Origin of the sequence: Streptomyces sp. SID11385 (assembly GCF_010548245.1) — a bacterium.
Lineage (GTDB): Bacteria > Actinomycetota > Actinomycetes > Streptomycetales > Streptomycetaceae > Streptomyces.
Genome location: NZ_JAAGLR010001179.1, coordinates 24,603 through 31,078, shown reverse-complemented (window position 1 = coordinate 31,078; position 6,476 = coordinate 24,603). Strand labels below are relative to the sequence as shown.

Here is a 6,476-nt window from a genome sequence, read left to right as displayed (position 1 = left end):
CGCAGGAGCCCTGCGGGCCCGCGCTCGGCCTGCTCCCGCGCGGGCGCTGGCCGCGCACGCAGGTGGGCCTCGGGCCGGAGTGGTCGCTCATGCTCTACACGGACGGCCTCGTCGAGGGCCGGATCGGCGCGGGCAGCCTGCGGCTGGGCCAGGAAGGCATGCTCGCGCTCGTCCGCGAGCACCAGAGCGCGGGCCTGCGCGGCGCGGAACTGCTGGAGTCCACGGTGCAGGCCGCCCGCGACCTCAACGGCGGCGAACTCACCGACGACGTCGCGGCGATCCTCCTCGCCCGCTGAACCCGCGCGGCCCGGAGCGGCCCCGGTGGGGCTCAGCGGCCGCCGTTGTACGGCCCGTACGGACCGTCGCTGCTCGACCCGCCGCGCCGCCGGCCACCGCCCGTGACCTGCTTGAGCGCTGGTCGTACGTCCACGACGTACACGATCGCGGCGATGAGCCCGATGATCGGCAGGAACGACATGAAGCCGAAGATGAGCGCGACCGCGAGCGCGAGCCCGAGGATGATCGCCCAGAACGGCTTCGTCTTCTTGTCGGCCGCGCGGAAGGCGTCCTCGCGGCGGAAGAGGCTGTCGAAGAACGCGAAGGCGCAGAAGAGAGTCAACGCCAGGGACAGCAGGGACAGGAAGTTGCTGAAGCCCTGCATCAACACGATGGCCACCGCCCGGTTCGTTCGGTCGTTCTCTTACGTACGTTTCCGCTTCCGCGCCGCGACCGGCCGGTACGGCGTGTGACTCTCCACCGTACCGGCTGCCACCGACAGGGCACCCCTGCGCGAGGAGACGCGCCCGCCGGGCGCGCCCCCGGCTACTCCCGGGCGCCGCCCGCGCTCCCCTCGGCGTCGCCCTTCGCCTCGCGCTGGGCATCCTGCTCGGCGGGGGTCTCCTCGGCGCTCTTCCCGGCGGGCGGCGTGGCGGCCGGCTTGGTGACCGCCGACTCCTTGGCCACCGGCTTCTTGGCGGTGGGCTTCTTGGCGGCGGGCCGGGCGGCACGGCGGGGAGCGGCCTTGCGGGGAGCGGCGGGCTCGTCGGCCGGGGAGGGCGCCTCGACCGAAGCGGTCCCGGCCTCCGGGGCGGCATCGGCGGCGGCCTCGGGCACGGACTTCGTGACGACGACCGGCTCAACCGGCTCGGCGGAACCGCCCGGCTCGTCCGCCGCGACCGGCTCGTCCGCCGCGACCGGCTCGTCCGCCGCGACCGGCTTGTCCGTCCCGGCCGGCTCATCGGGCTCCGGATCGACGGCGACGCGCGGCGCACCGGGCGCGGGGGCCTCGTCGGCGTCCCCCGACCGCGTCCCCGTACGCGTACCGCTCCCGTACCCGAATCCGTCGCCGTCCGCGTCCTCCGCGCGCCAGCCGCGGACCGCCTCCTCGCCGCGCTCGGCGACCCTCTCGTACGTCTCCCGCGCGCGCACCGCGTACTCGGCGGCGAGCCCGAAGCCGCGCAGCGCGAAGCCCTGCGCGCTCTCCTGGAGCCGCTTCAGCTCCGCGTCGCGGCTCTCGCGCGAGGAGAAGGCGGTGACGACCTCGGTGACGGCGGCGCGCGCGACGGCCTGCGCCTCGCGGGCGCGGGCGACGGCGCGGTCCTGGATCTCCCGGGGGTCGCTCTCGCGCACGGCCTGGAGCCGGGCGGGCGCCTCGGCGCGGAGCTGTTCGAGGATCACGGGCAGCCGCAGCGCCTGCTGGACGGCCAGTTCGGCGGTGCCTGCGGCGAAGTAGAGGGGGGTCGGGTCGGTGAGGGTCTTGCGCAGATCGTCGGTGATGGCCATGGCGTGGTCCTCCCGGAACACGAGTGAGGGTGAGTGCCTGGCAGTACGGGTGGTGCGGGTCGGCCTGAAGCGACGGGATCAGCCCGGAGTGGCGTCCTCCGCCGGGAAGCCGTTCTCCCGGCGGAAGGAGTCGTAGATCTGGAGGAGTACTTCCTTCTGGCGCGCTGTCAGCAGGGGATCGGCGAGCAGGACGGCGCGGGTCTCGGTCTCGGCCCGCTCCCGCTCGTCGAGAATCCCGGCCTGCACGTAAAGCGTCTCGGCGGAGATCCGCAGGGCCTTGGCGAGCTGCTGGAGAATCTCGGCGCTGGGCTTGCGCAGCCCGCGCTCGATCTGGCTGAGATACGGATTCGACACCCCGGCCGCGTCGGCGAGCTGCCGCAGCGACAACCGCGCCGCCCGCCGCTGCTCCCGCAGAAACTCCCCAAGTCCCCCCACATCAAGCGAAACCATGCCCCGATGCTGCCCCACCTTGCTAACTATTGCAAGCGCCCTGCTAGCGGGGGCTAGCGCGGCCTGCGCGGAGCGGCGCTGTCAGCGGATGCTGTCAGGGTGTGCGCCATGGACGAACTGGTGGAGCGTGTCGATGAGCGGGATCGCGCGTCGGGGGTGGTGGTCAGCCGCCGGGAGGCCACCGCGGAGGGCTGGCTGCACCGGATCGCCGTGACGGTCTGCCGGGATGAGCGCGGGCGCGTCCTCGTCCACCGGCGGGCGGAGCGTCTGCCGCGTTTCCCCGGCCGCTACGAGGTCGTGGTCGGTGGCGCCGTGACCGCCGGCGAGTCCTACGAGCAGGCCGCCGCACGGGAGCTGGCCGAGGAGCTGGGCGTTCGCGTGCTGCCGCGCTTGCTCTTCACGTTCCTCAACCGCGGTGGCCTGAGCCCCCATTGGCTCGGCGTGCACGAAGCCGTGGTGCCGGACGCGGTGACCGCCGACCCCGACGAGGTCGCCTGGCACGCCTGGCTGACCGAGCCGGAGCTGCGCGCGGCCCTGCCGGAGTGGCGCTTCACCCCCGACAGCCACGAAGCCTTCCACCGGTATCTCGCCTTCCGGAGCGCGCGGTCCTGACCTCGCGCACCCCTCGGGCCGGGCCCCGGGCACCTGTCGTGCTCAGTCCCACCGGCGGCGCCCGGCGGCCGGGTCCCCCGGGCGGCCGGACTCCTCCGGCGGCGTGCCCCCCGCCGCGGATTGCGGTGCCTCGGAGGCGTCCAGTGCGTCGAGCACCGCTTCGCCGTTGGCGCGGGCCCACTCGGTCAGGACGTGGATCGGTTCGATGAGTGTCGTGCCGAGGGGGGTCAGCTCGTACTCGACGCGGGGCGGGGCCTCGGCGTAGGCGTGGCGGCGGACGAGTCCGTGTGCTGCGAGGCGGCGGAGGGTCTGGGTGAGCATCTTGCGGGAGATGCCGCCGATCAGCCCGACCAGTTCGCCGTGGCGCACCGGGCCCGCGCTGAGCGCGGCGAGCACGACCGCCGTCCACTTGTCCGCGAGCAGTTCGACGGTGAGGCGCGCGGGGCAGTCGGAGAGAAAGGTGTCAACGGGACCGAAGCCGCTCATACGACCAAGGTACCTGCGGGTTCCTCACGGAAACCTAGCGTGGATCTCCTTCCCCCTCAGCGATGCCAGGAGAGTCATGCGCACCATGCGAGCCCTCACCCAGCACACCTTCGGCGGCCCGGAAGTGCTCGCCGTCGAGGACGTGCCCGTGCCCCGTCCCCTGCCCACCGAAGTGCTCCTCCGGGTCCGGGCGATCGGGCTCAACCCGCTCGAAGCGCGCTTGCGCGCCGGGGAGTTCCCCCTGCTCGGACAGCCGCCCTTCATTCTCGGCTGGGATGTCAGCGGCGTCGTCGAGGAGGCGGTGACCTGGCGGTTCAGGCCGGGCGACGAGGTTTTCGGGATGCCGCTGTTCCCCCGGGCGGCGCACACGTACGCGGAGTACGTCGCGGCCCCCGCGCTGCACCTCGTGCGCAAGCCCGCCTCGCTCCCGCACGTCGAGGCGGCGGCGCTCGCCACAGTGGGGCTGACCGCGTGGCACGGGCTCGTGGACCTCGCCGGGGTCGGCGAGGGCGACCGCGTCCTGATCCACGCGGGCGGCGGCGGGGTCGGGCACGTCGCCATCCAGATCGCCAAGGCGCTCGGCGCGTACGTCCTCACGACCGCCGCCGCGGGCAAGCGGACGTTCGTCGAGTCCCTCGGCGCGGACGAGGTGATCGACTACGCGAGCACCGACTTCGCCCAGGCGTGCCGCGCCGTCGACGTCGTGCTCGACACGCTCGGCGGCGAGACGGCCGCACGCTCGCTCGACGTGCTCCGCCCCGGCGGCCACCTCGTCACGGCGGTCGCCGACGAGGACACGGAACTCGCCGCCCGGTACGAGGCGGCGGGGCGGCGTTTCAGCGGCATCGCCGTCGACCCCGACCCCGTCGCCCTGCGCGGCCTCGTCGCCCTCGTCGAACGCGGCGCGCTGCGCGTCCACGTGGCGCAGACGTATCCCTTCGCCCGCGTCGCCGACGCCCACCGCCGCCTCGACTCCGGGCACCTCACGGGCAAGCTCGCCCTCACCCTCTGAGCCCTCGGCCGCCTCGTCCCGCGTCCGGGCGCGCTAGGTTCGGCCCGGGCCCCGCCGACTCCCCGGCCGGGACCCGTACGGGAGGCAAGGCCATGACCAGCCGTTTCACCGAACTCGCCGTCGACTGTGCCGATCCGCGCGCGCTCGCGCGCTTCTGGTGCGCGGTGCTCGGTTACGAGGTGTACGAGGACGAGGACGGGGACTTCGTGTCGATCGGGGCACCGGGGACGGGGGCGCGGCGGCCCGGGCACGCGCCGCCCTCGCTCGCGTTCGCGCGGGTTCCGGAGGGCAAGGCGGTCAAGAACCGGCTGCACATCGACGTGAATCCGAGCGATCGCGAGCAGGCCGCCGAGGTCGAGCGGCTGCTCGCGCTCGGGGCGCGGCACGTGGACGTGGGCCAGGGGGACGACGTGCCCTGGGTGACCCTCGCGGACCCCGACACACCTAATTACCAGTTCTGATCATACGGGCATGTCAGCGGCAACAACAGAGCCCCGCCCGGCACTTGGCCGAACGGGGCTTCCGCGTCTCTGTGCGCCTTCCTAGCGCTCTCTCGTCTCCTCCGTGGGGCTCGGCTCCGGCGCGTGCTTCGGGCAGCCGTACAGGGTCACCCCGGGGCCGCTCTGCCTTTCGATGTACCGGAGCGGTCGCGGGGTGTCGGTCCACTTCTTGCAGACCGCACAGACGGCCCCCCGGTGCTCGGCGGTCATGCGGTCACCCCCACGGCGGCGAACTGGTCGTTCTCGTAGCGGTAGACAGGGAAGTCCGGGGCGCCGATGGCAGCGCGGACCAACGCGCGTTGCCGCTCGCGGATCACCCGGAGCCGGACCGTGTGGGACGGGTCGTTCTCCCACGCTCGGTAGTACGGCCGGATGGGGTCCAAGTCGTCCGGTCGGGGGCGGATGGTGCGTGCGAGGACGTGCGCGGGAACGGTCACGTCCATGTGATGGACACAGAACCGGTGAGGCTCGGGGCGAGCGGCGGCGAGGAATTCGGCGGAGTGCCGTCCGGGGCGGCGGGGCGTCTTCTTTGGACGGGGGTTGATCAGGTACCACAGCGCCGCTGCGGCGGGGACGAAGGAAAGCAGGGCGATAAACTCACGCACGGTCGGTCAGCTCCCTAAAGCTGGTCGGCTGAGCCCCGGCGGACCGCTTAGGACCGGTTCGCCGGGGCGTCTTTCTTTCCCGAGCATAAGCCTTAACGTCAACACACGTCAGCACTTGTAAAGGCACGTAAATGGACATGGGCTGATGTGCTCGCTTGTCCCGGGGCCGATAGCGTTTCCGTATGGACTACGGCCCGGATGACCTGGTGGAGCGCGATGCTCCCGAGCCCCCGTTTCAGCAGCTCGCTGGCATCCTTCGCGCACGGCTCGCGCGAGGCGACTGGAAGCCCCGGCGCCCCATCCCGTCTGAGTCGCGCTTGTGCGATGAGTACGGGCTGTCACGCCCCACGGTGCGCCGTGCCGTCGCAGAACTGGTCGCGGCGGAACTGGTCTTCACCGTGCCTCAGCGCGGTACCTACGTGGCCGAGCCGACACGCGGCGACGACCGCCAGGACGACGCCCCGGACGCATGAGAGCCCCGCGCGGCAGTCTCGGGGGAGGGACCGCCTAGCGGGGCTCTCGCGGGTCACGAAGGTGCGGGCGGGAACCGCACCCCGGACGCCGTGACCCGTGCTGTCAGCCCCACGTCACGCGGGGGCCGACGGCCACCCGCCCGGCGGAGAGAGAGCACGCCGGACGGGTGGGGCTTGAGAGTGCTACAAGTGAGTGGTGCCGGAGGTCGTGGGCGGGTTGGCGCTGTCGAACGGGCACCGGCCCGGGTGTCCCTCGTACAGCGGGCACGCCTGCCCCTCCGGGTTGATCACCCGACAGTCGGGGATCTGTCGGACCCGGTACGGGGGGATGCGGTCCGTCCACACGACCCAGACGGCGCCGGTGTGCGGACCGTCCAACTCGCGTACGAGCGACCAGTGTTCTTCGTCGTCGGGGTGGTCTTCGACGGCGCAGGAAACGACCTCCTCCACCTCCTTGCCGGGCCAGACGACGACGGACAGGGCGAGTTCGGCCACGCGGGGCGGGATCGGGGTTTCGGCCCCGCAGACACGGACCGGAGCGCTTACAGCTGGCATC

General features: G+C 72.8%; 11 protein-coding genes. 5 read left to right on the top strand and 6 right to left on the bottom strand.

The features are described 5' to 3' along the window. Positions 1-296: SpoIIE family protein phosphatase (locus G3I42_RS35850; protein ID WP_164291819.1), on the top strand; the 296-nt coding region annotated here is incomplete at its 5' end. A 32-nt stretch (positions 297-328) separates the two neighbouring features. Here G3I42_RS35850 and G3I42_RS35845 read toward each other — a convergent pair. The 3 genes from G3I42_RS35845 to G3I42_RS35835 form a co-directional block, all read right to left on the bottom strand. Beyond that, complete coding sequence (locus G3I42_RS35845; protein ID WP_164291822.1) at positions 329-667, bottom strand: DUF2516 family protein; 339 nt, start codon at positions 665-667, stop codon at positions 329-331. A gap of 155 nt (positions 668-822) precedes the next feature. After that, entirely contained in the window at positions 823-1,782 is a 960-nt protein-coding gene (locus tag G3I42_RS35840; RefSeq protein ID WP_164291818.1) for a hypothetical protein, read from the bottom strand. A gap of 78 nt (positions 1,783-1,860) precedes the next feature. After that, positions 1,861-2,232, bottom strand: a complete 372-nt coding sequence (locus tag G3I42_RS35835) for a helix-turn-helix transcriptional regulator (RefSeq protein WP_164291817.1) — start codon at positions 2,230-2,232, stop codon at positions 1,861-1,863. 108 nt (positions 2,233-2,340) lie between these two features. On the opposite strand from G3I42_RS35835, the gene G3I42_RS35830 reads away from it, so the two are divergent. Further along, entirely contained in the window at positions 2,341-2,844 is a 504-nt protein-coding gene (locus tag G3I42_RS35830; protein WP_164291816.1) for an NUDIX domain-containing protein, read from the top strand. 42 nt (positions 2,845-2,886) lie between these two features. Here G3I42_RS35830 and G3I42_RS35825 read toward each other — a convergent pair whose 3' ends face one another. After that, positions 2,887-3,330, bottom strand: coding sequence for a helix-turn-helix domain-containing protein (locus G3I42_RS35825; protein WP_164291815.1), 444 nt, complete (start codon positions 3,328-3,330; stop codon positions 2,887-2,889). A gap of 85 nt (positions 3,331-3,415) precedes the next feature. Between G3I42_RS35825 and G3I42_RS35820 the strand changes: the two genes are divergently transcribed. Together G3I42_RS35820 and G3I42_RS35815 are read left to right on the top strand one after the other, a co-directional pair. Further along, positions 3,416-4,342: an NADP-dependent oxidoreductase gene (locus tag G3I42_RS35820; RefSeq protein WP_164291821.1), complete on the top strand. Its 927-nt coding sequence runs from the start codon at positions 3,416-3,418 to the stop codon at positions 4,340-4,342. Positions 4,343-4,434: 92 nt separating this feature from the next. Then, positions 4,435-4,803 carry a VOC family protein gene (locus G3I42_RS35815; RefSeq protein ID WP_164291814.1) on the top strand — a complete coding sequence of 123 codons (369 nt, stop codon included), beginning with the start codon at positions 4,435-4,437 and terminating at the stop codon, positions 4,801-4,803. Between the two features lie 245 nt (positions 4,804-5,048). On the opposite strand, the gene G3I42_RS35810 is transcribed toward G3I42_RS35815, so the two are convergent. Beyond that, positions 5,049-5,447: a hypothetical protein gene (locus tag G3I42_RS35810; protein WP_164291813.1), complete on the bottom strand. Its 399-nt coding sequence runs from the start codon at positions 5,445-5,447 to the stop codon at positions 5,049-5,051. 182 nt (positions 5,448-5,629) lie between these two features. Here G3I42_RS35810 and G3I42_RS35805 point away from each other — a divergent pair, with 182 nt between their 5' ends. Further along, positions 5,630-5,920: a winged helix-turn-helix domain-containing protein gene (locus tag G3I42_RS35805; protein ID WP_164291812.1), complete on the top strand. Its 291-nt coding sequence runs from the start codon at positions 5,630-5,632 to the stop codon at positions 5,918-5,920. 183 nt (positions 5,921-6,103) lie between these two features. Here G3I42_RS35805 and G3I42_RS35800 read toward each other — a convergent pair whose 3' ends face one another. Continuing rightward, positions 6,104-6,475: a hypothetical protein gene (locus G3I42_RS35800; protein WP_239096896.1), complete on the bottom strand. Its 372-nt coding sequence runs from the start codon at positions 6,473-6,475 to the stop codon at positions 6,104-6,106. Position 6,476 lies beyond the last annotated feature (1 nt).

Bases quoted from the DNA above. Each gene is read 5' to 3' on its own strand.
- G3I42_RS35840 (WP_164291818.1), bottom strand. From the start codon at position 1,782: ATGGCCATCACCGACGATCTGCGCAAGACCCTCACCGACCCGACCCCC.
- G3I42_RS35835 (WP_164291817.1), bottom strand. From the start codon at position 2,232: ATGGTTTCGCTTGATGTGGGGGGACTTGGGGAGTTTCTGCGGGAGCAG.
- G3I42_RS35830 (WP_164291816.1), top strand. From the start codon at position 2,341: ATGGACGAACTGGTGGAGCGTGTCGATGAGCGGGATCGCGCGTCGGGG.
- G3I42_RS35825 (WP_164291815.1), bottom strand. From the start codon at position 3,330: ATGAGCGGCTTCGGTCCCGTTGACACCTTTCTCTCCGACTGCCCCGCG.
- G3I42_RS35820 (WP_164291821.1), top strand. From the start codon at position 3,416: ATGCGAGCCCTCACCCAGCACACCTTCGGCGGCCCGGAAGTGCTCGCC.
- G3I42_RS35815 (WP_164291814.1), top strand. From the start codon at position 4,435: ATGACCAGCCGTTTCACCGAACTCGCCGTCGACTGTGCCGATCCGCGC.
- G3I42_RS35805 (WP_164291812.1), top strand. From the start codon at position 5,630: ATGGACTACGGCCCGGATGACCTGGTGGAGCGCGATGCTCCCGAGCCC.
- G3I42_RS35800 (WP_239096896.1), bottom strand. From the start codon at position 6,475: ATGCCAGCTGTAAGCGCTCCGGTCCGTGTCTGCGGGGCCGAAACCCCG.